This window comes from Agarivorans gilvus (assembly GCF_001420915.1).
Taxonomy (GTDB): domain Bacteria; phylum Pseudomonadota; class Gammaproteobacteria; order Enterobacterales; family Celerinatantimonadaceae; genus Agarivorans; species Agarivorans gilvus.
Genome location: NZ_CP013021.1, coordinates 3,599,953 through 3,624,378 on the forward strand (window position 1 = coordinate 3,599,953; position 24,426 = coordinate 3,624,378).

Sequence of the window (24,426 nt, forward strand, 5' to 3'; positions counted from 1 at the left end):
CTCAACCGACAACGCTGTTAATCTTGCTTAACTGAGTAGGTTTTTAATTACTTAGTTAAATATTGCTAACAAGATGTAGTAGAACACGATAGAAAGTGCCGCACCGGCAGGAAGAGTAACGACCCAAGATACTACAATACTACGAACAACCCCGAGATTAAGCGCCGCAATACCACGTGCCATACCTACACCTAATACCGCGCCCACTAAAGTTTGGGTGGTGGAAATAGGTAAGCCAGTACCCGATGCCACAACAACCGTGGTTGCCGCTGCAAGTTCCGCTGCAAAACCACGGCTAGGGGTGAGGTGAGTAATACCTTTACCGATGGTGGCGATAACTCGATGACCAAAAATAGCCAGACCCGCGACAATACCTAGACCACCTAACGGTAAGATCCACCAAGCCAGTTCGGCTTTAGCACTGATTTCACCATGGTTATGAACCACGCTGACTACTGCAGCCAAAGGTCCAATGGCGTTGGCTACATCGTTTGAGCCGTGAGCAAAAGCCATACAACAAGCGGTAATCACCATTAGTACTGCAAATACTTTCTCTACGTTGGTGTAGTGCATTTGGCGGTCGGCTTTGGGATCGGTTTTTAGGCGACTAATAATAATCTTACCGACAATAGCAACCACTAAGCCGATAGATACCGCCCAAACGTAGCCTTCAACACTGCTCATTTCTAAGCCGATGTGCTTCAACCCTTTTTTAATAGTCACTAGCGCCATCATGAAACCTGCTAGGAACATGTAGCCAGGCACGTAACGTTTGGCTGCTTCCAGAGGGTTTTCGTTTTCAAAAATTAGTTTTTGGGCGCTAACGAAGATGAAGTAGGCAAAGACCCCGGAGATGGCGGGTGTAATAATCCAGCTACCAATGATTCCAGAAACTTTTCCCCAAGCCACGGCTTCGGTACCAACACCTACTGCCGCGAAACCAATAATGGCACCGATAATGGAGTGAGTAGTCGATACAGGCCAACCGTTGTAAGACGCAATGAGGAGCCAGGTTCCGGCTGCCAATAGCGCTGCGATCATGCCAAATACCAGCAATTCAGGAGTATTGGTAAATGCTCCTGAATCAATAATACCCTTACGCACGGTATTGGTTACCGCACCACCAGCCAAATAAGCGCCGGCAAATTCGAAGATCATAGCGATAATAATCGCTTGTTTAATTGTAATTGCGTTAGAGCCAACTGATGTACCCATAGCATTTGCTACATCGTTAGCACCAATGCCCCACGCCATCACGAAGCCAAAGACGGCCGCGATAATAATCAGCGTAGAGCCGTAAGTTGCAAGTATTTCCATTGGAGTTACCTAAGTGTTTTCTTTATCTTAGCGGTAGATCATTAGCTCTAAGCGAGCGCCTACGCGCAAGGCTTGATCGGCCAGTTCGCCGATTGCTTCAATGATGTAATAAAGGAACATCGCATCAACTGGGTCTATTTTTTTCTCCAGTTTTTGTAGTTTGCGACGAATTTTGATTTGTTGCAGGTCAGTCTCGTCCTCGATGAGATCGAGTTCGTGAACCATTTTTTTCACTAAGTCTACTTCGCGGCCTTTAAAACCGGTTTCGAGCAGATCTTCTAATTCGTTAATGGCTTCTTTTGCTTTGGTGGTGGCATCTAAACAGCGCGCCAAATAAGCCATAAACATTTCGGCGAGCTTTGGGGGTAACTCCATTTTGCGACCCAACATTCGACCTGATATATCTTTTGCTTTGTTAGCAATGCGATCTTGGTGGGTTAGCAGTTCTAATACGTCAGAACGCTCTACCGGCATGAAAATACCACCATGCAGGTTTAAGCGAATATCGCGTTTCATGCGATCAGCTTCTTTTTCTAGATTCGAGATGTCACGACGACGTTTGGCCGCACGTTTCCAGTCTTTCTCTAGTACCGCTTCAAAAAACGGTACTAAACCTTCACAACATTCGCTGACGACGTTGATATGGTCTTCTAGTGGTTTAATTGGCGACTTAGCAAACAAACCTAGAATTGTATTTCCGGACATAATCTGTATTCCAATTAGCTATGCAAAGGATATATTTTTTGCGAGGCGCATGGTAACGTAGCAGAGCTTAGTTGCAAGCATTTATCTAACAAAATCTTGCCTTTTACTTGAGCTATATCAAAGGTTTTGTTTGAAAACTGAACAGAGGGAGCCGGTCGCTGCATCAGCCTAACATGGATAAACCATGAACAATGAAATAGAAATCAAGCTCTTAGCTACACCCCAATGCACTTCAGAATTACTGGCTCGACTCAACAAGTATAGAGTGTTGCAAACCGAAGTGAAAACTCTCACCAGTGTTTATTTCGATACTACTGACCGTCAATTGATGCGTTGGGGAATGGGTTTACGCATTCGCAGCGGCGATGGTGATAACGTGCAAACCATTAAAACCGACGGCATTAGCCTTGGTGGTTTGCATCAGCGACCCGAATATAATTGTGTTATTCAAGCCAATCAGCCCGACCTTAGCTTATTTGATTCCGCCATTTGGCCAGACGGTACCAATCTAGAACTATTGAATAATCAACTGTTTTCTTTATTTACCACCTCCTTTGAACGGCAAACTTGGTTAGTGGATTTGGCCAATGATACCTTGGTTGAGGTGGCCTTTGATCAGGGGGCTCTGACCGCTAATGCTAGCGAAGAAGCTATTTGTGAGGTGGAGCTGGAGTTAGTTAAAGGTGATTTAAGTCAGCTGTTTGAGCTTGCTTCAGATATTGCTGAGATCGACGGTTTACGGCATGCCAACATCAGTAAAGCTCAGCGTGGTTACATGCTGGTGGCAGAGGAAATCCCCCAACTTAAGTCACTAAAAGCAGTGAAGTTAAGTGATGCTAGCAATAGTGCAGAATGCTTAAGCCGGATTTTTGCCGACGCGCTGTCGCATTGGCAATATCACGAGCAGTTATTTATTGAGCAGCATAGTTTTGCGGCACTAGAGCAAGTTTCTTTAGCGGTGCAAACGCTTTACCAAGCTGGAAAAATGTTTAGTGAATTAGGCCTTGTTGAGTGTGACTATTTACCCGAGCTGCGTTGGTTACGTCAGCAATTTGTTTGGCTTAATCAAGCGTCCAGTTTGTATCAACTTACCGCCGAACGCGGTGCCTTAATTAAGAAGTTACCGCAACAGCGCTGGTTATATAAGGGCTTGCAACAGCAACTACAGGCATTGCCTCAGCCTGAAGATGTTTATGACTTGATGCACAGCGCCCGTTATTGCGGCTTGATGTTAAAAATTACCCGTTGGTTGTATCAAGCTAAATGGCAGCAAAACAAAGCGCTGCTAGAGCAACCCTTCATCCAGATTGCCAAGCAAGTGCTGCAAACCAGTTGGGACTATTTGCGCCAATCTCCCTTGGCTCAAGCACAAACTAGCGCCGATACCTATATAAAGCAGGCCACGAAGTTAAGACGAAATTTATTGGTGGGCATTTGCGTAGGTGAGTTGTTTGACGAGGAGTTGCGCCAAGAATTTCGCCTGCCTTGGATAGACATCTTGTCAGGTATCGATGAGCTTAGCTTATTTGAGCCACTACATCCTTTGGCGGCTGAAATGGAACAAGAGCAGCAACAACAGGTAGAGAAGTGGATCCAGCGCAAACAGCAATCTCTATTAGAAGCGCTGGAGTTTTCTCGCCAGCAGGCCTTCCAACAAACCGTGTATTGGTAGCGTGAGTCTGTTTACCTTAAAAAAACTGCTTATTTCGCTAGCCATGCCTAGCACGGCTTTGTGCTTGCTATTGGTTCTTGCTTTATTGTTATTACTGTTTAAATGGCGACGCTTAGCCCTGTTGCTGGGCAGCAGCAGTTTATTGCTGATTTTTGGCTTAAGCCTCTATCCGGTGAGCGGCGCGATGCTACAGCATTGGGAAAAGCAGTATGCAGGCTTGCAACAGCTGCCTGAAGATACCGAGCTTATCGTGGTGCTTGGTTGCTTACATTATGTGGATCCCAAGCAGCCGATTACCAGCCAGCTGCTGCCTTGTGCCACCATTAAAGTGGCTGAAGCGGTGCGTTTATGGCGTCAACAACCGCAAGCCAAAATCCTGCTCTCGGGTGGCGATATTCAACATAGCGGAATCCAGCATGCCGACATGTTGGCGCAGTTAGCGCTAGATTTAGGGGTGCCAGAGACGCAGCTTATTCGCAGTTACCAACTAAAAAATACCGCCGATGAAGCGGCTAATATTGCCCGTCACTACGCTGATAAGAAACTGGTATTGGTGACTCAGGCCGCACATATGCCAAGAGCGATGCGTTTATTTGAAATGCAGGGCTTACAGCCGGTGGCTGCGCCCACTGATTACTTAATCAAGAATTGGCAAGCCGACTTTACTTGGCGGAATTTTATTCCTAGTTTGAGGCATATTGCCAAGGCAGATCGGGCCGTCTATGAAGGCTTGGCGATGTTTTGGTTACGCCTTGCCAGCTAGCTTATTTTTGTTTTTGTTGTAGCTCGGTGAGTTGCTGTTGAATTTCGTTAAGCTGCTTCTTCAAAGCATGCTGCTCTTTTCTTTGCTCACGAATAAAGTGCTCAAGCGGGGCATTTTTCACCGAACGGCCATGTAGCAGTATTGCCGACATCAAACCCGATACCGCACCAAAAAAGCCAACACCGGTTAAAATCATTAAGCCCGCAATCACTCGCCCGGCATCTGAAACTGGCACGAAATCACCATAACCCACAGTTGAAATGGTGACGATGGCCCACCACAGCGCTTCCCCCGCACTATGAATTTGTCCATTAGCTTGGTCTTGTTCTACTAACAAAATACTGATGGAGCCGAGCAAGATGATCATCAGTAGAGTAAACAGGATACTGGCAATGGTGGATTCAACCTGCTGATCTTTTAAACTCCGCATGATGTTGCGTTGGCGGCGCACCGCTCGAAGTAATTTGTAGGCGTGAAAGAAGCGTAAGAAGCGCAGTCCTTCCACCATAGGAATACTGGCCACTAGGTCTATCCAGTTTTGTTTAATGTAATTAATAATTGAAGGGCTTCTAATGGCACTCACCACAAAGTGCAAAATAAAAATGCTACAGATAAGGGTATCGAGGTTGACCAACAGGGCGCGTAATTGTGAATCAGCCGGGTAAAAAAACAGGCTGCTGACAATGGCTATGGCAATCACAGATAACAACAGCGTGGCAATGTCGAAGGCGGTGATGTTGTTTGATTTCATGAAAGAATCCCAAATTCATCTAGAGCCTTAACTATACCTAAGTTTTATTTTTTCAGCAGTGATTTAAGCATAGGCTGGCTAGGTTTTAGCTGGCGGCTTGTCAGCGTTTAGCTGCAATGCTTTGACCGCTGCAACACTGTTGGCTTTCTGGCTTGTACTAGGGTGTTTTTCGTGATGATATTAAAACAAATTTTGTATGTGAGTTATCTCAAATATGGCCATTACCCAGCCTCTACCTAGTGAACTTTTAAGCGTTGCCAATCATGCATGGGAACGACTCGTCGAGTTAAATCCTCAGCTGCTAGAGCAGCTTAGCCCAAGCCAGCAGCAACAAACTCAGCAGGCCTTTGCTCTGAGTGATTTTATCGCCAATAGCTGCATTAGCCAGCCGCAGCTGTTGTTAGAACTATGGCAACAGGATTTGCTGAATAGCGCACTGGATGAAACGGCGATGCGTGCCCAGTTGAGTGAGCAGCTAGCGCCGCAGCTTAGTGACGATGGCGCAAAGAAGGTGCTGCGTCAGTTCCGTCGTCAGCAAATGGTACTGATTGCTTGGCGAGACTTACTATTACAGCAGCCCGTTACTGACAGTTTTGCCCAGGTGTCGGCGGTGGCAGATAGCTGTGTAGATAGTGCCAATCAATGGTTATATCAACGTTGTTGCGCTGAGTCTGGAACACCTATGGACGCTGAAGGTAATGCTCAGCCCTTGGTGGTGATTGGCATGGGTAAGTTAGGTGGGCGTGAGCTTAACTTTTCCTCAGATATTGATTTGATTTTTTGCTATCCAGAAAACGGCGAAACCCAAGGCGGCCGCCGTAGTATTGCTAATCAGCAGTTTTTCATTCGTATGGGGCAGCGGCTGATTCAATTGATAGACCAACCCACCATCGATGGTTTTGTCTTTCGAGTAGACATGCGCCTGCGCCCCTTTGGCGAATCTGGGCCTCTGGCGATAAGTTATGCCGCCTTTGAAGATTACTATCAACACCATGGGCGAGACTGGGAGCGTTATGCCATGGTTAAGGCGCGAGTGATTAATCAGGATTTGCGTTTCGACCAAGATATTCAAGCCATGCTTAAGCCTTATGTGTATCGTCGTTATATCGACTTTAGTGCGATTCAAGCGCTGCGCTCGATGAAGGCGATGATCAATTCTGAAATCCGCCGTAAGGGGTTGCGCGATAACATCAAATTGGGCTCTGGCGGGATCCGCGAAATCGAGTTTATTGTGCAAACCTTTCAGTTGATCCGCGGTGGACGAGAGCCGGTATTGCAAACCCGTTCCTTGCTGAATGCACTGAAGCAGTTGAGCGAATATGGCGAATTAAGCCTCGAGCAAACCGCGATGTTGCGCCAGCATTATTTATACCTGCGTCAGGTAGAGAACATACTACAGCAGATTGATGATCAGCAAACTCAAACTTTGCCTGATAAAAGCATCGATCAGCAGCGGGTAGCTTGGGTTGTGGGGGAGGCTGATTGGGCGGCTTTCTACCAGCAGTTGCAACTGCGTTTGGCCGAAGTGAATGCTTGCTTTCAAAGTGCCATTGGCGAAGAAGAGCCAGAAGAGCATGCGGCCAGCCAAATCTATATGGATTTATGGCATTGTGGCGCCGACCGAGAGGCTTTGGCCAATTTGCTCAGCCAACATGTTTGTTGTGAGCAAGAGCAGCAGACCCGAGTGGATAGTTTGTACCACTTCATGCATGCCGTTGAGCACCGCCATATTGGTCAGCGCGGGCGACAAACCCTTGAGCGAATGATGCCCAGCTTATTGCAACAGCTGTTTGAACATCCACAAACCACTTTGGTATTGCCTCGAGTGATGGTACTGCTGGAAAGCATTTTATCGCGTACTGCCTATCTAGAGTTGTTGGCGGAAAACCCCGGTTCTTTACAACAGTTACTGCGTTTGTGTGCAGGCAGTGCCATGTTGGCCGAGAAGTTGGCCAACTTCCCCATTTTGTTAGACGAGCTACTCGATCCTAGTTTGTTGTATAACCCGGTCAGCCCCGACTCTTATGCTCAGCAACTACGCGAATTTATGTTGCGTATTCCGCCCGATGATATGGAACAACAAATGGAGGCGCTACGTCAGTTTAAGCAAATTCAGCAATTGCGCATTACTGCCGCCGATATCGCTGGCGCACTTCCCTTAATGAAAGTAAGCGATCACTTAACCGCAGTGGCTGAGGTCATCGTTAATGCGGTGGTTGAGCAAGCGTGGACACAAGTGGTGGAGCGGCACGGTTATCCCGAACATTTGAGCGAGCAGCAACGCGGCTTTGCTGTAGTGGGCTACGGAAAAATCGGCGGTATTGAAACCGGTTATAGCTCAGACTTAGATTTGGTATTTTTGCATAACAGCGATAGCAGCACTTATACCAATGGCGCCAAGCAAATTGACAGTAAGCAGTTCTATTTGAAGTTAGCGCAGCGCATTATGCATTTATTTAATACTCGCACCGCTTCCGGGGTATTGTATGAATTGGATATGCGCTTACGCCCATCTGGCGCTTCGGGCTTGTTAGTATCGGCCATTCAAGCCTTTGAAAACTACCAGTTGAATGAGGCTTGGACCTGGGAGCATCAAGCCTTGGTGCGAGCGCGAGTGGTGTATGGTGATGCAGATTTAGCAGAAGGTTTTGCTCGAGTGCGTCATCAAATTTTATCGCTACCACGCGAGGCCAAAGAACTCGCCGAACAAGTGCAGCAGATGCGCAGCAAGATGCAGCAGCACCTTAGCCGAGAAACCGATGAGCTGCTAGACCTTAAACAGTCTCCCGGTGGCATGGTAGATATTGAGTTTATTGCTCAATACTTGGTGTTATTACATACCCAGCACTTCCCTGAGTTAAGTAAATGGACTGACAATGTGCGCATATTTGAAACTTGCGCCAAGCTGGGTTTGTTAGCACCCGAGCAGGCTAAAGGTTTAACTCAAAGTTATTTAGATATTCGCGACGAGTGCCATCGCTGTGGCTTGCAAGGCATCTCTCGTATGGCTAAAAAAGCCGAGTTTACTCAGGATTTAAGTGTGGTGACTAAGACTTGGCAGCAGTTATTTGCTAGATAAAAAAAGGCCCATCACTTTAGTGAAATGGGCCTTTACTATGCACAGTGGGACGCAATATCGCTCGCCTTAATAAACGCTGGCTTCTCCTTCGGGGCGGGATTTAAAGCGGCGATGGATCCACATGTATTGCTCAGGGGCGCGTAAAATGGCTTTCTCAATGACTTGGTTAATGCGCTGGGCATCTTGCTTGTCATCACCCTGTGGGTAGTTTTCTAATGCTGGCTCAATCACTAAGGTAAAACCTGAGCCATCTTGATTACGCAGCGCGTAAGTGGGCAATACCTGCACATTTTTTACTTTGGCTAAAGTGGCGGTACCGGTAATGGTGGCGGCTTTATCTTGAGCGAAGAAAGGCACAAATACCGCGGCGTGAGTGCCATAGTCATGGTCTGGCGCATACCATACTGCATTTTCATTTCTTAGCGCTTTAATCATGCCGCGAACATCGGTTCGGTCAACCAAGTATTTATTGGCTTTAACACGCCCATGATATTGAAAGTATTCATATACTGAATTTTTGTTAGGGCGGTAGATGCCTACACCTGGGTCTAAGCTGCCGTAAGCGCGGGCATGGCTTTCTAAGGTCCAGAAATGGGCACTCACCAGTAAAATTCCACCGGGTTGTTGTCTGGCCTTTTTTAAGTGTTCTAAGCCTTCTACTTTAAAATGTTTGGCAAAGCGCCATTGTGGCCAAAACCAAGCATTGGCGGTATCCACCACCGAATGTCCAAGGTGGCTAAAACATCCTTCAAGAATGTCTTGGCGTTGCGTATCACTTTTCTCTGGAAAACAAATCTCCAGATTGCGCCGCGCAATACCTACCCGCGATTTAAGAATGGTTTTAGCTAAGCGGCCAATGGCTAGCCCTAAATAATGTTGTACTGAATAGGGCAGCAAACTAATGCTAAACATAAATGCAATAAGCAGCCATGCTCCCCAGTTTTTGGGGTGAAATGAAGCTGCATTAAGTTGGGGTGCTGAATTTTTCGACATTTTTGTTTTATCACTGAAATAATGTGCAAAGTCTACCGTATATCCAACGATTATGCCGCAGACCATTAGTTTAACTATGATAAACTGTTACTAATTAATTTTCGATGAGAGTGAACAATGAGAATAACCCTCCCTGAGTTTGCCCAAGCTAAAGTGCTGGTAGTTGGCGATGTAATGTTAGACCGCTATTGGCATGGACCCACCGGCCGAATTTCACCAGAAGCGCCGGTTCCAGTGGTTAAAGTTGAACAGATTGAGGAACGCCCCGGCGGTGCCGCTAACGTAGCCTTGAACGCGGTGGCATTAGGTGCCGGCTCAACCTTGTTAGGCATGAGCGGTGAAGATGAAGCGGGTGTGGCATTAGAGAATAAATTGGCGGCGGTAGGTGTTGATTGCCAATTCAGTAAATATGCAGATTTCCCCACCATTACTAAGTTGCGGGTATTAAGCCGCCATCAGCAGTTAATTCGGCTCGACTTTGAGGAAAACTTCCACGAAGTGGATAGCCAAGATCTTTGCACTAATTTCGCCCAGCAAGTTAAGTCGCACCAAGTGGTGATTTTATCGGATTACAACAAAGGTGCCTTAAACCAAGTGGGTGAGTTAATTCGTCTAGCTCGTGAGGCTGGCGTACCGGTATTGGTTGATCCGAAAGGCAGCGCCTTTGATAAGTATCGCGGTGCCACCTTGCTCACCCCCAACTTCTCAGAATTTGAAGCGGTTGTGGGTAAGTGTAAAGACGAAGATGACATCATCGCTAAAGGCGAGGCCTTAATTGAACAGCTAGATTTACAAGCCTTATTGGTCACCCGCAGCGAGCATGGCATGACCCTCATTCGTAAAGGTCAGCCAGAATTACATTTAGCGGCCCTAGCGCAAGAAGTGTATGACGTAACCGGTGCTGGTGATACGGTAATTTCTACCTTAGCCAGCGCCTTGGCGGCAGGGGCTTCCTTAGATGATGCTTGTGCGCTTGCTAATGCGGCTGCCGGTATTGTGGTGGGTAAACTGGGTACGTCTACAGTATCAACTATTGAGTTGGCCAATGCGGTATACGGCTCTCAAGAAACCGGTTTTGGTGTGCTTAGTGAGCAGCAACTGAAACTTGCCTTGGAAGCCGCAAAACGTCGTGGCGAGAAAGTGGTTATGACTAACGGTTGTTTCGACATTCTACATGCTGGCCATGTTTCTTATCTAAATCATGCGCGTACTCTAGGCGATCGACTAATCGTTGCCGTGAATAGCGATGCGTCAGTGAAGCGCTTAAAAGGTGAAGGCCGCCCAGTAAACAGTGTTGATCGCCGCATGGCGGTTTTGGCTGGTTTAGGTGCCGTTGATTGGGTGGTGGACTTTAGTGAAGATACTCCACAGCGCCTCATTGCTAACTTATTACCAGACTTACTGGTGAAAGGTGGCGACTATAAGCCCGAAGAGATAGCTGGTGGCGAAGAAGTGATCGCCAACGGCGGTGAAGTAAGAGTGCTTAACTTTGAAGACGGTTGTTCTACTTCGGAAATCATTAAGTCAATACGACAAAATCAAATTGACTAAGTGATTGAATAATAAGTAGCAAAGGCGCCATCAGGCGCCTTTTTTATAGGGTTTGTTCGCTGTTAGCTTATTGAGGAGGCATTAGGCCAGAGTTAACCAGTACCACATCTTCTTCACTCAGCGTTCCCGCCGCTTGTTTTAGCGCTAGCATATTAAGAATGTAATCATAACGAGCGTTAGCTAAATCACTTTTGGCTGAATAAAGGTTACGCGTCGCATCTTGTACGTCAACGATGGTACGGGTGCCCACTTCAAAGCCCGCTTCAGTCGCTTCTAAAGCACTTTGTGATGAAATCACCGTTTGCTCGAAGGCTTTAACCGAGCCAATGCTCGCACTTACGTTATTCACTACCGAGTTTACTGTGCTTTGTACGCTACGGAAGGTTTGCTCTAGTGCTTCAGAAGAGGCAATGTAGCTGAATTGAGCTTGTTTCACTCGAGAATTAATGCTGCCACCGAGGTAGATGGGCCAGTTAAACTCGAGGCCAATGTTACCCGCTGTATAGCCGCCGCCTTGGGCCGCGTCGGTAAAGTCGTTACCGTAGCTATTGTTGTCGTAACCAATACCTGCGGTTAAATCTAAAGTAGGTAGGTGACCGCTTTGGGCTAAGTCTATTTGCTCTTTGGCGATTTCTTTACCGATGCGCTGAGCATTTAGCTGCAGGTTGCGGTCGATAGCAGTATCTAACCAGTAATTGGCACCTTGGCTCAGTGGGCTAGGCTCGAAACGCTCGGTATTAAGAACGTTCAGTTCACGGTGTTCTAAACCGGTTAATTGGCGAAGTCCTTCATAACTGTTTGATAGATTGTTACGTGCTTGAATTTCTTGGGCCAAGGTTCGGTCGTATTCAGCTTGGGCTTCATGTACATCGGTGATTGCAGTTAAACCAACATTAAAACGTTGTTTGGTTTGTTCTAACTGACGGCCAACCGCTGTTTTGTTTGCTTCAACAAAACGTACATTATCGATGGCGCGTAATACATTGAAGTAGGCTTCGCTCACCCGAATGATCAGGCTTTGCACGTCGTTACCGTAAATCGCTTCAACACGAGTGGCGTTTTTTTCGCTAATGCTTAGGCTAGTCCAATTGCTCTGTGAATAAATTGATTGGCTTAAGCCCACCGAGGCATTGGTATTGGTAAGGCTATCGACACTATCATTGTTGGTGGTAGTGTATTTTGCGCCAGCCGAAAAGCCGATTTGCGGCAGCAACGAAGCGCGACTTTCTGTTATTTGCTCAAAAGCTACATCTCTTTGAGCTTTACTTTGTAAAATAACAGGATCTTTTTCCTGAGCGAGTTGATAAATTTGCAAGAGATCATCAGCTTGAGCTTGGAAAGCCAAAGGGCTAATACCACAAGCTAAGATTAACGATTTTATTTTCAGCTTCATTACGCCTTTCCTTTGGTCGCTTCTGTGTCGCGAGGTGATTCGGTATAAGTCATTAATTTTATGTAGACTGGGTATTAAATTTAACACGGCCTAATTAATGCTAGTCTATACCAGCTTGATTTCTAGAGTAAGACCTAGATTGTAAAGAACATTCATTAATTTATGTTTATTAGGTCTTTGATCAATAAGAATAGCGTAATTATACCTTCAGCCGGGGTCAGGGAGAGGCAATTAAATGTCAAAAACAACCACTTACAGTCAGTTTTCACACAAAGATCTTGAAATTAAAAACGTAGAAGATCTGTACCGAGGCTTTTTTAAGCTACAACGCTATACCTTACGTCATCGCTTATATCGAGGCGGCTGGAGCGATTGGATCCAACGCGAAATGATGGACAGAGGCCATGCCGCAGGAATTTTGTTGTTTGATCCAAAGCTTGATAGTGTGGTGTTAGTTGAGCAGTTTCGCATTGGTGCGGTGGAAACCGGAGACAGTCCTTGGCTGTTGGAAATTGTTGCTGGCATGCTGGATAGTAATCAGTCTGCCCTGGATGTGGCGGTGCGTGAAGCCGAGGAAGAAGCTGGCCTGCAAGTGAAACGAGTGATGGCTTGTAATAGCTTCTTGCCGGGAGCCGGGGGCTTGAGCGAGCGAGTGCATTTATACCTTGGTGAAGTGGATGCCAGTGAAGCGGGTGGCGTATTCGGTTTAGATAAGGAGAATGAAGATATTTTGGTGAAAGTGATTAAGCGAGAACAAGCCTTTGAGTGGGTACAAAATGGCTTAATCGATAACGCAGCTGCGGTGATCGCGATTCAATGGTTGCAGCTTAATTTGCAGAAAGTGATGCAGCAATGGCAAAATGGCGGCGAGGGCGATGGCCAGTAGCGTTGGGCCAAGCTCTTATCGAGTCAATTTAGACAAGCTGATGCAGCTTTATGCGGCGAATTATAGCTTGATGACTCGGCTGTTCCCGGCTGATTTGGAGGTCGGCGAAAAGCTCATCCTGCGGCCACACTTGGGAGAAAACTATCTCCTAGAAAGTAAAGAGCGTACTCGATACACCTCGTTGTACGAGATCAGGCAAGCGAACAGTCAAGCTTTTCACTATCTGCAACCGCAGCTATTAGTGCGTTTATACCACGATGCACGGTTGGCGGAAGTGTGTGCTAGTCAGCAGATTTATAAGCTAAAACCACGCTATGATTACCCGAATAAAAAGATGCATCACCAAGATGAAAAGCATCAAACAAATCAGTTCCTTAACGACTGGTTAGTATTTTGTTTAAAACAGCGGATGAAAGTTGAGTTTGCCTGAGCGAACAACTAGATAAGATTGTGGCACTAACTAAATTAAACATAACAACAGCCGAAGACGGATGCGTGCATTTACTGCAAGTGACAGACACCCACTTGTTTGCCGATGAGCAAACCGGTTTATTAGGGGTCAATACTAACGCGAGTTTCCAGGCTGTATTAAACGACATTAAAAACGATAATATTCGTTTTGACTACATCCTTGCGACCGGCGATCTGTCTCAGGATCATAGTAAGGCGTCGTATCAACGCTTTGCTGAAAACATTGCTCAATTGCAGCGCCCCTGTGTTTGGTTACCGGGTAACCACGACATGCAGGCTAATATGCAAACACTTGAGCAGCATGGCGTATTGGGTGCGAAGCAACTGATTAGTGAACATTGGCAAGTATTGATGCTGGATACTCAAGTTGAAGGTTCTCCCCACGGGATGATGAGCCAGCAACAAATCGATGAGCTAAAACAGGCTTTAAGTGAATACCCCGATAAACATGTATTAATTGCCATGCATCATCAGGCGATTCCGGTGGGCAGCAAATGGCTAGATCAGCATAATTTGAAAAATGCCTCGCAGTTTTTTGAGGTAATTGCTGATTTCCCCAATGTGCGTGGGGTGGTGTTTGGTCATGTTCATCAAAATTATGAATTTCAGTTTGATGGTGTGGCGTTTATCGCTACTCCTAGTACCTGTATTCAGTTTTTACCGCTTTCCGCCAATTTTGCCTTGGACCATCAGCAACCGGGCTGGCGTTATTTACAGCTCACTCCTGAAGGTCGAATCGCTACGCGTTTACGTCGCCTATCGGAGCGTAGCTTCCTTCCAGATCCCAAGTCGAAAGGTTATTGAGTGGAGTCCCGGTCGGTATTATTGTATTTACACGGATTTAATAGTTCGCCCAATTCAGCCAAAGCCCAAGCCATGGCGGATTACCTGCAGGCTTTTGAGCCGAAGATTCAGTTTGTTTGTCCGCAACTTGCATGCCATCCCCTAGCCGCATGGCAACAAATTGAAAAGCTGTTACAACAACATCAACAGCAAAAACTGGCCGTTGTGGGCAGTTCTTTAGGCGGCTTTTTGGCGACTCGCGTTGCTCAACTCACCGGCGCTAGAGCCGTGTTAGTTAACCCTGCTGTTAAACCCTATCGCTTGCTCAAAGATTTTTTGGGTGAGCAGGTTAACCCTTATACCCAGCAGCGCTATTTTTTAGAAGAGCAACATATTCAGCAATTAAAAGATTTAGAAGTCACCGAATTAAGTTGCCAGCAGCAGCTTTGGGTGATGTTACAAACCGCCGATGAAGTGCTGGACTTTAGCTTGGCTGTCGCAGAGTATAAGGGAGCAAATTTCACCATAGAAGAAGGCGGTGACCACAGTTTTCAAGGTTTTGAACGACACTGTGCCGCCATTCTCGACTTTTTGGCACTTAGGTAACAATTTCTATCATGGCTGAGCAATATAATTCAGACTCTATTGAAGTATTAAGTGGTTTAGACCCGGTGAAACGCCGCCCGGGCATGTATACCGATACCACTCGTCCCAATCACCTCGCCCAAGAGGTTATCGATAACAGTGTTGATGAGGCTCTAGCAGGCTACGCACGAGCCATCACGGTTACCTTATTTGAAGATCAATCTATAGAAGTGATTGATGATGGCCGTGGCATGCCTACTGATATTCACCCCGAAGAGAAAGTCAGCGGGGTAGAGCTGATTTTTACCCGCCTACATGCCGGGGGTAAGTTTAGTAACGACAATTATCAGTTTTCTGGTGGTTTGCACGGGGTGGGGATCTCGGTAGTAAACGCCTTGTCGTCTCGAGTTGAAGTGCAGGTTAAGCGTGATAGCCAAGTCTTTGAGATGGCCTTTGAACACGGTGATAAGGTGCAAGAGCTTAGCGTTACCGGTACTGTGGGCAAGCGCAATACCGGTACCCGGGTGCGTTTTTGGCCCACCGCAAGCTATTTTGATAGCCCCAAGTTTTCGGTGAGCCGCTTACGCCATTTGCTGCGTGCCAAAGCAGTATTGTGCCCCGGCTTAAGCATCAAGTTTGTCGATAAAGTTAATAAAAGTACTGACGAATGGTACTTCGAAGATGGATTAAAAGATTATCTAAGTCAGTCATTTAAAGATTACATTAGCTTGCCAGAAGACCCGTTTACCGGCACTTTCTCTAGTAAAGATGAAGCAGTAGATTGGGCAGTCAGCTGGTTACCTGAAGGTGGTGAGAGCATCACCGAAAGCTACGTGAACTTAATTCCTACCGCGCAAGGCGGTACTCATGTGAATGGTTTACGCCAAGGTTTGCTGGATGCAATGCGCGAATTTTGTGAGTTTCGCAATATTCTCCCCAGAGGTTTAAAGCTAAGCCCCGACGATGTTTGGGAGCGTTGCTGTTATGTTCTATCGGTAAAAATGCAAGACCCGCAATTTGCCGGACAAACCAAAGAGCGTTTATCGTCTCGCCAGTCGGCAGCCTTTGTCTCTGGTATTGTAAAAGATGCTTTTAGCCTGTGGCTTAATACTCATACCGATCAAGCCGAGTTGCTAGCAGAACTGTTTATTAGTAATGCCCAGCGTCGGCTGCGTTCGAGTAAAAAAATTGCCCGTAAGAAAGTGACTTCTGGTCCTGCGCTGCCGGGCAAGCTCACCGATTGTACTAGCCAAGATCCCATGGCCGGAGAGTTATTTTTAGTGGAAGGGGACTCTGCGGGCGGCAGTGCTAAACAAGCCCGTGAACGAGAGTTTCAAGCGGTGATGCCGCTGCGCGGTAAAATTTTGAATACTTGGGAAGTGGATGCCAGCGAAGTGCTGGGTTCACAAGAAGTACACGATATTTCGGTAGCGATTGGTATTGACCCTGATAGCAAGGACTTAAGTGGCTTACGTTACGGCAAAATTTGTATTTTGGCCGATGCCGACTCCGATGGCTTGCACATTGCCACCTTGTTGTGTGCTCTGTTTATGATGCACTTCAGAACGCTGGTGGAAAATGGTCACATCTATGTGGCGATGCCTCCTTTATACCGTATCGATGTGGGTAAAGAGGTTTATTACGCCCTCGATGAGGATGAAAAACAGGGTATTTTGGATCGCATTGAAGCCGAGAAGAAACGCGGTAAGGTCAATGTCCAACGCTTTAAAGGTTTGGGTGAAATGAACCCGCTACAGCTGCGTGAGACCACCATGGATCCGAATACTCGTCGCTTAGTGCAATTAACCGTGGATGAAGAACAAGCGACCCTACAGTTAATGGATATGTTACTGGCTAAGAAACGCGCCTCTGATCGTAAGCAGTGGTTGGAAGCGAAGGGTGATATGGCTTCTGACTTAGTATAAGGAATGGCATGAGTATACGTGATTTTCGATTGGGGCTAACCAGTAAGGCGCTAATACTGTTGTGCGGCGTTTTGCTGATCACTTTGGTGGGCTTAATCGGCTTTAATCACGATAATCTCAAAAGCTTTTTCATGCTCGGGCGCACCCAAGTTATTGAGAACCAACAATATCAACTGCAACGTTATTATCGAGATGTGCGCAATCGCCTGCAGGGGGTGACGCAGAGTCAAGCCTACCGTTTCGAAGAACTTGAAGCAGAGCAATTAGACGCAATTTTCGATGCTTACTGGCAAGATTTACGCTCTAACAGTGAATTGCCTATTCGTAGCATTAGCGTAATTGATGGTCAGCAAGGCTTGAAGTACGAGTTTGGTTACATCGCCCACAGTGAGAAAGCGGTGGAATGGATGTTGACCGGTGCTGATAGCCCCGAGAACAAATGGTTATTAGATTGCCCCTTAACCTGCCGTTTGATCATGGCAACAGACTTACAGTTGGCCGAGGGCAATGAACATTATCGGGTCTTTTATAGTCTGGACTCCTTGCGTTTATTGGAGCTGTTTCCTGCCAGTCAAAGCAGTCATCACTTTCTGGTTGAGCTAAATAGTGATCAAAGCGTTAGTTTACTTTATGCCGAGTCGGCTTTTAAAACCGCTATTCAAGCCATTGTTAAACAGCTGGTTGCTGAAGATATTGAGAATGGTGTGGAGCAAATGAGTGGTCAACTCGGTTTGTTTGAGCTGCATGCCTTTCGAGTTAACAATACTAGCCATAGTCGGCCAGTCTATTATGCAGTGGTTAATGACATTAGCACTCAGGTATCGCAGTTAAAACGAGCCGATTACAATAATTTTTTATTTGGTATAGCGGCTTTGTTTTTTGCCGGAGCAATTGTGGTGTTTGCCTTAAGCCCACCATTTCGCCGAGTACGTCGAACCATCGACAATCTGCCGCTGTTAGCCCGTTCATCACACAATTTATTCCGGCGTAATTTAAAACCCAACAAACGTCGTTTGGTGCAAGATGAGTCTGATGAACTGAACCATGCCTTGGTGCGGCTTTCCTATCAACTTGAAGCCTTAGAACAGCAGCTTAAGAGCCGTGCTGAAGAGCTAGAGTGGGTGGCCAATTATGATAGTCTCACCGATTTACCCAACCGCCGTAAGTTTGAAAGAATGGTCAACCAAATGGTTGAACATAAACGCCATGGCTGTTTGTTGATGGTGGATCTCGATAACTTTAAATACGTTAATGACATCAGTGGTCACGGTGCCGGTGATGAAATGCTGCGCCAGGTGTCGTCGAGTTTGGAGAAACTGCTACCGAGTAATACTTTGTTGGCGCGTATCAGTGGTGATGAGTTTGCCATCTATTTAGAAGGCACTAGCTTGATTTATGCTGAGGTAGTAGCGCAACGCATTATCAGTATGTTGGCACAGGTCAGTGTGCCGGGGCATAACATTATTCATACTGCTGCCGCTTGTGTGGGCATTGTGGCGTTTCCCGAACATGGCAACAGCTTTGAAGACTTAATGGCCAAAGCTGATATTTGTAATAACCAAGCTAAAGAGCAAGGTAAAAACTGTGTGGTGAGCTTTCAAGCTGAGAATGCCGACAGCGAATTGGCCAAGCAACACTATTGGTTGGATTTGGCGCAGAATGCGATTGAGCGTGATAGCTTGGAATTAGTCTACCAGCCTATTATGAACAACAGCCAAAGCAAGGTTGAACATTACGAGGTATTGCTGCGAGTTAGAGACGAGCAAGGCCAGCTACATTCTCCTTATCAATTGATCTTGGCGGCCGAGAAGAATGGCCAGATAGATAAAATTGATTTATGGGTAGTGCAACAAGCGCTGCAGCAAATGGAAACTAACCTGCGCAATGGCTATAGAGATCGCTTAGCAATTAACTTATCGGCGCGCTCTTTCTGTAGTGAAAAAGTGATTTCGCGAATTGCCCGAGAGTTTGTTAGTCGCAATATTGCCGGTGAGATGATCATCTTTGAAATTACCGAAACTGCCGCCCTGCCAAATATGAAACAGGCCGAGGAGCACATCTTGCGGCTTAAGTCCTTGGGTTGTGCGATTGCCCTCGACGACTTCGGTGTGGGTTATTCATCCTTTCACTCGCTTAAACAGTTACCCTTTGATTTTCTTAAAATCGACGGTTCGTTTGTGCGAGAAATTCTTAACCAGAATCAAGACCGAGTGTTTATTCAGGCGCTGGTGGGCATAGCCAATAAACTCGGACACAAAACCATCGCAGAGTTTGTTGAGTCAGAAGCTCTTAACAACGAATTGATCAGCTTGGGAGTGGATTACTCACAAGGCTACTACATAGGTAAACCAGCTAGTGCTCGCTACTTCTGGCAATTTGACAAAGCCTCAGCAGTGCTGGCTTTGCAAGGAACATAAAAGGTTATTCAAGCATGAGTGATACGAATGAGCTCAGTCTAGAAGGCGTAGAACGCCTCTCTATGAGTCAATTTACTGAGCAAGCGTATTTAAACTATTCCATGTACGTGATCATGGATCGCGCTTTGCCACACATCGGCGATGGCTTAAAACCGGTGCAGCGCCGCATCATTTACGCCATGTCAGAGCTAGGCTTATCGGCTAATGCCAAGTATAAGAAATCGGCACGTACCGTGGGTGATGTACTAGGTAAGTACCACCCGCATGGTGATTCTGCCTGTTATGAAGCCATGGTACTAATGGCTCAGCCCTTTTCTTATCGTTATCCCTTAGTGGATGGACAAGGTAACTGGGGGGCGCCGGACGATCCTAAGTCTTTTGCGGCGATGCGTTATACCGAAGCTAAGTTATCCAAGTTTTCCGAAATCTTATTAAGTGAATTGGGCCAGGGAACTTGTGATTGGGTGCCCAACTTCGATGGTACCATGAGCGAGCCCAAGGTATTGCCGGCGCGTTTACCGCATATTTTACTAAATGGGGTTACCGGCATCGCAGTGGGTATGGCCACCGATATTCCACCGCACAATGTCAGAGAAGTGGCTAACGCTTGTGTGCATTTATTGGATTCGCCCAAGGCTAGCCTTGAAGACTTGTTAACTTACGTTAAGGCGCCAGACTACCCTACAGAGGCGGAGATCATCACACCCGCTAAAGATATTCGTAAAATTTACGAAACAGGGCGCGGTTCCATCAAAATGCGTGCGGTTTTCCACAGTGAAGAGGGTGAAGTGGTGATTACCGCTCTGCCTCATCAGGTATCTGGAGCAAAGGTTTTAGAACAAATTGCCGCCCAGATGCAGGCTAAAAAATTGCCGATGGTGGTGGATCTTCGCGACGAATCCGACCATGAAAACCCCACCCGTATCGTGGTAGTACCACGCTCTAATCGGGTTGATATCGACCAGCTAATGAATCACTTGTTTGCCTCTACCGATTTAGAGCGCAATTACCGTGTGAATTTAAATATGCTGGGCTTGGATGGTCGTCCTCAGGTGAAGGGCTTGCTGCAAATTCTTGGTGAGTGGCTGCGCTACCGCCGCGACGTGGTGCGCCGTCGCTTGCAATACCGTTTAGATAAGGTATTAGCCCGTTTGCATATTTTGGATGGTTTATTGATTGCCTTCCTTAATATTGACGAAGTGATTGAAATCATCCGCAGCGAAGATGAGCCTAAAGCCGCGCTAATGGAGCGTTTTGGTTTATCGGATAAACAGGCTGAAGCGATTCTTGAAATCAAGTTACGCCAATTAGCCAAGCTGGAAGAAATTAAGATCCGTGGTGAGCAAGCCGAATTAGCCGAAGAGAGAGATAAACTCGAGAAGCTACTAGGTAGCGAGCGACGCATGAATACCTTGCTTAAGAAAGAGTTGCTAGCCGATGCTGAAAAGTATGGTGATGAGCGCCGTTCACCGTTGGTTGAACGCTCAGAAGCGAAAGCCTTAAGCGAAAAAGAGTTGATGCCCAATGAAGCCATCACCGTGGTGTTATCGGAAAAAGGCTGGGCGCGTGCCGCTAAGGGCCATGATGTGGATGCTCATGGTTTAAGCTACAAAGCGGGGGATAAATTCTTAGCCAGCGCCAATGGCCGCAGTAATCAGCAGGCGGTATTTATTGATACCGCAGGGCGCAGCTACTCGCTAGACTCGCATACTCTGCCTTCTGCGCGCAGTCAGGGTGAGCCCTTGACTGGCCGCTTTAACCCTGCGCCAGGTGAGATGTTTGCCCATGTGGTGATGAATGACGATGAACAGCGTTACTTAATTGCTTCAGATGCGGGTTATGGTTTCATCGGTAAGTATGCCGACATGCTCAGCAAGAACAAAAACGGTAAGGCCTATTTGAACTTGCCCGCTGGCAGTAAGGTATTGGCACCAATTAAGGTGAACGATTACCAAAGCGATAGTTGTTTGGCAATATCCAACGAAGGGCGAATGCTGGTCTTTCCTCTTACTAGCTTGCCAGAGTTGGCTAAGGGTAAAGGGAATAAGTTGATTAGTATTCCTAGCGCACGAGTGAAAAATCGTGAGGAGTACGTGACGCTATTAAATGTGGTGCCAGCCGATGCTGCCGTTACCCTGTATGCGGGTAAACGTAAACTCACCTTGAAGCCGAGTGACTTAGATCATTATCGTGGTGAGCGAGGACGGCGCGGCAATAAATTACCTCGCGGCTTGCAAAGAGTCGATGGGGTTGAAGTGGAAACGCTTAGTGAAGCCAATGATGATATTCAGCCAGATGAAGCTTAGTTTAAGTTTTTCGGCTTACACTTGTTCACCTAATTGACAGCGCGTATACTGCGGGCTCATTTATTGGGGGTGACATGTTAGCCGTAATTCGAATTGTGTTTATCACTGTGTTGATGCTGAGCGCATTTCCATTTGTGATCCTATATTGTTTGACTAGACCACGTCATCCAGACTTGGTACATCAAATTGGTGTGCTGATTGCTAAATGTGGTTACTTTGTGGGTATCGATGTCGAAGTTCGTCATCAAACTCAAAACTTGCCGGATAAAGCGGTGTGGATTGCTAATCACCAAAATAGCTACGATATGTTTACCTTACCCTTTGCTTTGCGCAAAGGGGTGGTGTCTATCGGCAAGAAAAGTTTGGCTAAAATTCCTTTTTTTGGGCAAATTTATTGGATTACCGGCAATATTCTGATTGACCGGGATCGCCGCAGTAAGGCCGCCGATACCATTAAACAAGCTGCTTCAGCGATAGACCAACGCCACTTGTCGGTGTGGATGTTCCCCGAAGGGACGCGTAGTTACGGTCGTGGCCTACAGGCTTTTAAAACCGGGGCTTTTCACTTAGCCATGCAAGCTAAGGTGCCGGTACTTCCTATTTGCTGCTCTTCTACACATGGGCAAATTAGGCTGAATCGTTGGAAAAACGGTAAGGTAATTGTGGAAGTAGGAAAACCAATTGACGTTGGTTTGTGGAAAGATAATTTACGAGCTGAAATTAGCCATTTGCACGATACTATGGAACAACGCATTTATGAGCTAACCATGGAAGCGCGCGGCGAAGCCGCAGATTACCAAAGTGTGCATCAGCAACAAGCCAATAAACATTAACTGAATCTTGGAAAAGACTATGAGCCTTCAACAAGTCATTGCCGATTGGCAGGAAGAAACAGATTTTATTATTCAAGAGTTACTAGCCGACGGTAGCGATCCGGATGCGGAATATACCATTGAGCATCATCTGGCGAGCCAAGACTTCAAAGTATTAGAAAAGGCAGCAGTGGATGTATTTAAGGCTGGTTTTGAAGTGAGTGATGCCGAAGAAGCTGAATTAGAAGATGGAACTCAGTTGTGGTGTTTCGATGTCATCGTTGAAGCGCCTTTAGCTGCCGAAGGTATCAAACGAGACATTGAAACCTTAGCTAAAATTGCCGATAAACATCAGGTTATTTACGATGGCTGGGGAACTTATTTTGAGTCAGGCGAAGAGCCTAACGATTAGTGATCAACTCGTTATAAATTAGGCATCAATGGCTTGTGAAATAACAAATTAAACGACGCGTTAGCGTCGTTTTTACTACAATGACGAGAGAATAATCGCTATAGGAGTGGCGGTGAAAACAGCCTTATTTTTTTTGCTTAGTGTTTGCTGTGGTAGCGTGCTAGCGCAAACCAGTTTGAAAACCGCCAATGCCCATTGGCCGCCTTGGCGTATGGAACGGGCCGATGGTAGTTTATACGGCTTAGAGATAGATTTGCTGGAGCAATTGAGTGCGCGGCTAAATTTGCCGCTGGAAACTAAAAATTGCGGTTGGAAGCGCTGTCTTAAACACATGCAACTTGGTGAAAGCGACATCATGAGCGGCTTATACCGTACTGCCGAGCGTGAACGTTACATGCTTTTTGTTGAGCCGCCATATCGAACCCAACAACACCACTGTTTTTATATAAATAAAAACCATCCTGTTAAGTTGACCGATTATCAGGACCTTTATGCCCTTAAGGTAGGGGTACAGAGTGATGTGGTGTATTTTAGCCCGTTTGATGACGACCTGCGAGTGGATAAGCACTATGCGATTGATGACCAAGCGTTATTTCGCTTATTGCGTGGCAGTCGGGTTGATACGGTGCTGATGTCCTGCGCTGAAGGAGATGCCTATTTACAGCGGGCTGGTCTATTCCTGTATTTTAACCATGCCGAGTATGTGCATAGTACCGAGCGTCCAGTCTACCTTGCTGTATCTAAACAATCCCCCTTAGCTGAACGCTTAGAAGAGCTGTCTAAGGTGCTACGGGCGTTTATAGAGGCGGGGGAACTAGACGCTTTATTTACTAAATATCAAATCAAGAAGCGTGATTAACACGCTTCTTTGGGTTTTATAGCAAGCCATTGACCAGGCCAAATAGGCCGCCAAATACGCCACCCCAAATGACTAACCAACCTAGGTGCTGGCGGATCATTTCCTGAATTATTTGCTTCACCAGTTGTGGGGTTAATTCAGCCAGGCGCTGCTCGATAATCACGGTGATTATTTGCTGCACATCGCCCAGATGCTCAGGTTGTTCTAACTCTTCGCGTAGCGCTTCACTAAACTGTTCATCTTGGCTAATTTCAATCACTGCGTTTTTTAGCTTTTCAACAAAGGGCTGCTCTAAAGGGGTAAGCGCTTCCTTACCGCCAAACATGGCCAACATGCCGCCAAAAGACGAGTTTTCGATGGTCTCAACCAGAGCGTGATAGGCCGGGCTGAAGTCGGTTTTGTCGATGACAGGGCGTAAATCTAGTTGTACTGCTTTACCACTGGCATCGGAAAGAAAACGGTCGATGTTTTCGGCGGTGAAAAACTGGGTCAACATCAGTTGTTTAATCCCCTGCCTAAAATCATCGAAACGCGCTGCAATCACCCCAGAGCCATAAAAACCTGGTACCTTTTCAAATAACATGTGAATGGCTATCCAATTGGTGGCCGCGCCGGAGAGAGCGAACAAGCCGATTGAAAATACCAAGCTTTGCTCTGCAAAGTAGCCATAGCCTACGAGGGCTAGGGCGATGAGGTTAGTGACTAAACTTTTATTCATATTTTCATTTCCACAAACAAAAAAGTCC

At 46.5% G+C, this 24,426-nt stretch carries 20 protein-coding genes; 14 read left to right on the plus strand and 6 right to left on the minus strand.

Annotated elements, in window-relative coordinates; genetic code table 11:
- Positions 1–51: 51 nt before the first annotated feature.
- Together AR383_RS17110 and AR383_RS17115 are read right to left on the minus strand one after the other, a co-directional pair.
- Positions 52–1,317 (minus strand): inorganic phosphate transporter, encoded by a 1,266-nt coding sequence (locus tag AR383_RS17110; RefSeq protein ID WP_055734226.1) that lies wholly within the window; start codon positions 1,315–1,317, stop codon positions 52–54.
- Positions 1,318–1,344: 27 nt separating this feature from the next.
- Positions 1,345–2,022 (minus strand): TIGR00153 family protein, encoded by a 678-nt coding sequence (locus AR383_RS17115; RefSeq protein WP_055734227.1) that lies wholly within the window; start codon positions 2,020–2,022, stop codon positions 1,345–1,347.
- Positions 2,023–2,206: 184 nt separating this feature from the next.
- On the opposite strand from AR383_RS17115, the gene AR383_RS17120 reads away from it, so the two are divergent.
- Positions 2,207–3,694, plus strand: a complete 1,488-nt coding sequence (locus AR383_RS17120) for a CYTH domain-containing protein (RefSeq protein WP_055734228.1) — start codon at positions 2,207–2,209, stop codon at positions 3,692–3,694.
- A gap of 1 nt (position 3,695) precedes the next feature.
- Positions 3,696–4,457 (plus strand): ElyC/SanA/YdcF family protein, encoded by a 762-nt coding sequence (locus tag AR383_RS17125; RefSeq protein ID WP_055734229.1) that lies wholly within the window; start codon positions 3,696–3,698, stop codon positions 4,455–4,457.
- 1 nt (position 4,458) lies between these two features.
- Here the strand turns inward: AR383_RS17125 and AR383_RS17130 are convergent, their stop codons facing one another.
- Positions 4,459–5,208, minus strand: coding sequence for a potassium channel family protein (locus AR383_RS17130; protein WP_055734230.1), 750 nt, complete (start codon positions 5,206–5,208; stop codon positions 4,459–4,461).
- 214 nt (positions 5,209–5,422) lie between these two features.
- Here AR383_RS17130 and glnE point away from each other — a divergent pair, with 214 nt between their 5' ends.
- Positions 5,423–8,287 carry a bifunctional [glutamate--ammonia ligase]-adenylyl-L-tyrosine phosphorylase/[glutamate--ammonia-ligase] adenylyltransferase gene (glnE, locus tag AR383_RS17135; RefSeq protein ID WP_055734231.1) on the plus strand — a complete coding sequence of 955 codons (2,865 nt, stop codon included), beginning with the start codon at positions 5,423–5,425 and terminating at the stop codon, positions 8,285–8,287.
- 66 nt (positions 8,288–8,353) lie between these two features.
- Here the strand turns inward: glnE and lpxL are convergent, their stop codons facing one another.
- Positions 8,354–9,280 (minus strand): LpxL/LpxP family Kdo(2)-lipid IV(A) lauroyl/palmitoleoyl acyltransferase, encoded by a 927-nt coding sequence (lpxL, locus tag AR383_RS17140; protein ID WP_055734232.1) that lies wholly within the window; start codon positions 9,278–9,280, stop codon positions 8,354–8,356.
- Between the two features lie 117 nt (positions 9,281–9,397).
- Here lpxL and hldE point away from each other — a divergent pair, with 117 nt between their 5' ends.
- On the plus strand, positions 9,398–10,831 hold the full coding sequence (hldE, locus tag AR383_RS17145) for a bifunctional D-glycero-beta-D-manno-heptose-7-phosphate kinase/D-glycero-beta-D-manno-heptose 1-phosphate adenylyltransferase HldE (RefSeq protein WP_055734233.1): 1,434 nt from the start codon (positions 9,398–9,400) through the stop codon (positions 10,829–10,831).
- 67 nt (positions 10,832–10,898) lie between these two features.
- Here hldE and tolC read toward each other — a convergent pair whose 3' ends face one another.
- Positions 10,899–12,224, minus strand: a complete 1,326-nt coding sequence (gene tolC, locus AR383_RS17150) for an outer membrane channel protein TolC (protein WP_055734234.1) — start codon at positions 12,222–12,224, stop codon at positions 10,899–10,901.
- 235 nt (positions 12,225–12,459) lie between these two features.
- Here tolC and nudF point away from each other — a divergent pair, with 235 nt between their 5' ends.
- The 10 genes from nudF (at position 12,460) to AR383_RS17200 (ending at position 23,680) form a co-directional block, all read left to right on the plus strand.
- Positions 12,460–13,110 (plus strand): ADP-ribose diphosphatase, encoded by a 651-nt coding sequence (nudF, locus tag AR383_RS17155; RefSeq protein ID WP_055734235.1) that lies wholly within the window; start codon positions 12,460–12,462, stop codon positions 13,108–13,110.
- Positions 13,100–13,540 carry a DUF1249 domain-containing protein gene (locus AR383_RS17160; RefSeq protein WP_055734236.1) on the plus strand — a complete coding sequence of 147 codons (441 nt, stop codon included), beginning with the start codon at positions 13,100–13,102 and terminating at the stop codon, positions 13,538–13,540. Before nudF ends, AR383_RS17160 begins: the two co-directional genes overlap by 11 nt.
- A 20-nt stretch (positions 13,541–13,560) precedes the next feature.
- Positions 13,561–14,385, plus strand: a complete 825-nt coding sequence (gene cpdA, locus AR383_RS17165; RefSeq protein WP_055734237.1) for a 3',5'-cyclic-AMP phosphodiesterase — start codon at positions 13,561–13,563, stop codon at positions 14,383–14,385.
- Positions 14,386–14,970 (plus strand): YqiA/YcfP family alpha/beta fold hydrolase, encoded by a 585-nt coding sequence (locus AR383_RS17170; protein WP_055734238.1) that lies wholly within the window; start codon positions 14,386–14,388, stop codon positions 14,968–14,970.
- An 11-nt stretch (positions 14,971–14,981) separates the two neighbouring features.
- On the plus strand, positions 14,982–16,874 hold the full coding sequence (parE, locus tag AR383_RS17175; protein ID WP_055734239.1) for a DNA topoisomerase IV subunit B: 1,893 nt from the start codon (positions 14,982–14,984) through the stop codon (positions 16,872–16,874).
- Positions 16,875–16,882: 8 nt separating this feature from the next.
- The gene (locus tag AR383_RS17180; protein ID WP_055734240.1) at positions 16,883–19,291 is read left to right on the plus strand and encodes a putative bifunctional diguanylate cyclase/phosphodiesterase; all 2,409 of its coding nucleotides are present in this window, start codon (positions 16,883–16,885) and stop codon (positions 19,289–19,291) included.
- Positions 19,292–19,305: 14 nt separating this feature from the next.
- Positions 19,306–21,597, plus strand: a complete 2,292-nt coding sequence (gene parC, locus AR383_RS17185) for a DNA topoisomerase IV subunit A (RefSeq protein ID WP_055734241.1) — start codon at positions 19,306–19,308, stop codon at positions 21,595–21,597.
- A gap of 74 nt (positions 21,598–21,671) precedes the next feature.
- Complete coding sequence (locus tag AR383_RS17190; RefSeq protein WP_055734242.1) at positions 21,672–22,430, plus strand: 1-acylglycerol-3-phosphate O-acyltransferase; 759 nt, start codon at positions 21,672–21,674, stop codon at positions 22,428–22,430.
- 19 nt (positions 22,431–22,449) lie between these two features.
- On the plus strand, positions 22,450–22,821 hold the full coding sequence (gene rraB, locus AR383_RS17195) for a ribonuclease E inhibitor RraB (protein ID WP_055734243.1): 372 nt from the start codon (positions 22,450–22,452) through the stop codon (positions 22,819–22,821).
- Positions 22,822–22,933: 112 nt separating this feature from the next.
- The gene (locus AR383_RS17200; RefSeq protein ID WP_055734244.1) at positions 22,934–23,680 is read left to right on the plus strand and encodes a substrate-binding periplasmic protein; all 747 of its coding nucleotides are present in this window, start codon (positions 22,934–22,936) and stop codon (positions 23,678–23,680) included.
- A 16-nt stretch (positions 23,681–23,696) separates the two neighbouring features.
- Here AR383_RS17200 and AR383_RS17205 read toward each other — a convergent pair whose 3' ends face one another.
- Positions 23,697–24,398, minus strand: a complete 702-nt coding sequence (locus AR383_RS17205; protein ID WP_055734245.1) for a DUF445 domain-containing protein — start codon at positions 24,396–24,398, stop codon at positions 23,697–23,699.
- Between the last annotated feature and the right edge of the window lie 28 nt (positions 24,399–24,426).